The organism is Candidatus Dependentiae bacterium (genome assembly GCA_020431705.1).
Classification (GTDB): Bacteria; Babelota; Babeliae; order Babelales; family Vermiphilaceae; genus JAGQHQ01.
This window is the reverse complement of record JAGQHQ010000037.1, coordinates 1-2,126: the sequence shown is the minus strand read 5'-3', so window position 1 is coordinate 2,126 and position 2,126 is coordinate 1. Positions and strand designations below refer to the sequence as shown.

1 protein-coding gene is annotated in these 2,126 nt (G+C 38.0%); it reads left to right on the top strand.

Annotated features, from left to right (window positions below):
• The first annotated feature begins 405 nt into the window (after nucleotides 1–405).
• The gene (locus KC460_05190) at nucleotides 406–1,920 is read left to right on the top strand and encodes an IS1634 family transposase (GenBank protein ID MCA9770736.1); all 1,515 of its coding nucleotides are present in this window, start codon (nucleotides 406–408) and stop codon (nucleotides 1,918–1,920) included.
• Nucleotides 1,921–2,126: the final 206 nt, after the last annotated feature.

Genomic DNA, 2,126 nt, shown 5'->3' with positions numbered 1-2,126 from the left:
AAAAATAGAAGTACGAAAAATTGAAGGGAGGGTGCGTGCTTATTTAGGGGATAAAGAGCTGAAGTGTAAGCCTCTTAATGAAATTTATGATGAGAGTCCAAAGTATCCACCTTTAACGGAAGTTCACCCCAGAAAATAATGTAAATATATTTGAGAGCTTTCTGTAAGCCTATTTTTTTGATTTTTTTTGTAGTCTTGTAAAATAATGCAAAAAATGATTGACATATAATCTTTAACATTTAAAATGTAGTCATGTATATAGCAAAGCATTATTCCAAAATCGCCTCAGGAAAGGTATACCGGTCTGTATTATTGCGAGAATCATATCGCGAAAATGGAAAAGTAAAGAATCGGACTTTAGCAAACCTAAAACACTTGCCGGATGACGTGATCGATGCAATTGAGATGGCTTTAAAGCATAAAAACGACTTGGCTGTTCTTCAGATGGCCCAACTTCCAGGGTTCCAAATTATTCAGGGTAAATCCATTGGTGATCTATTAACAATAAAACATGTTTCTGAAGAATTAGGGATTTCTTCAGCTCTCGGTTCGAGTTTTCAAGGAAAATTAGCTCTATGGCAAGTGATGGCTCGCATCATCGGTCAAGGTTCTAGACTTTCTTCTGTGCGACTCGCATCTAAAGAGTGTGATGTGAGTTCTGTGTTAAAACTAAAGCGTGGCTTTGATGAGAACGATCTCTATGAAAATTTGGCATGGTTAGCAGATAACCAAACAAAGATTGAAGATGATCTTTTTCAGAAACGCTATGCAGATGGCCGCAAACCTAGTATTTTTTTATACGATGTCACCAGCTCCTATCTGGAAGGAACTCATAATGAGCTAGCGGAATTTGGGTATAACAGAGATAAAAAAAAGGGCAAAAAACAAATTGTAATAGGTCTTCTCTGTGATGAGGAGGGGAACCCATTATCCACGCAGGTATTTAAAGGCAACACGCAAGATCCGGCAACGGTGTCTGAACAAGTAAAGAAAATTGCTCAACGTTTTGGTTGCACTGATGTAACTTTTGTCGGTGATAAGGGAATGATTAAAAAGGGACAAATTGACACACTTCAAAAGCAAGGGTTTCACTATATTACTTCTATTACCAAGCCTCAGATTAAAAAACTATTAGCGGATGGCTTGTTTAAGATGGAGCTATTTGACATAACAATCTGTGAAATTGCAGAGAGTAACACTCGTTATATATTACGTAAAAACCCAGTGCGAGCAAGGGAGATGCAGCGAATCCGTGAAGAAAAATTGGAACGAATCAAGAATGCGATAGATGAAGAAAATGAGTATCTCAAAAATCATTCTAAAGCTGATCCGGAAAAGGCATTAAATAGGGTTTCTAACAAGATAAAACGATACAAATGCCTTAGTTGGCTAACAGTTACGCGAAATGAACGATTGCTCGCACTCTTTTTGAATTCAGAGGCAATGGAAGAGGATGCAAAACTGGATGGGTGTTATGCAATAAAAACAGACCTTGGCACTGGTAAAATGAACGCTCAAGCGATTCATGATAGGTACAAGGATTTAGCATTGGTTGAATGGGCATTTCGAACTGAAAAAACAACCCATCTTGAATTAAGACCAGTATACGTACGACGTGAGAAAAGTACATATGGGCATGTTTTCACAGTGATGTTATCTTATTTGATCGTTAGACACCTGGCTAAGCACTGGGAAAAAATCAATCTTAAAGTCGAAGAAGGAATAAGACTATTGTCTAAATTGTGTACTCAAGAGCTACACATAATGGGTAGAGAAGCTCAAACCTACATTCCAACACCAGTCAATCGTGAGAAACAACTCTTGGAAAGCATAGGCCTAACATTACCTAAAACACTCAAAAAAGTTGAAGTACCTATTAAAACGCGTAAGACTGTGCGGAAAGCTGCAAGATGCGAATGATAAATTAGTGACTACATGTTTTTTGTATAAGTATTTATTTTTGAAAATCTTAGATGAATATTAGGGGTGAACTTCCGGTAAAAAAGTCGCTTACTTTGCAGGGACAGCAGCTAAGGTTGTAGGTTTTGGTCTTGCGGGGTGCTGGGCATCACGTATTGCCTACTCTCCCTGAAAGGGAGAGAGCGTTTAACGTTTGAAGAATCTTT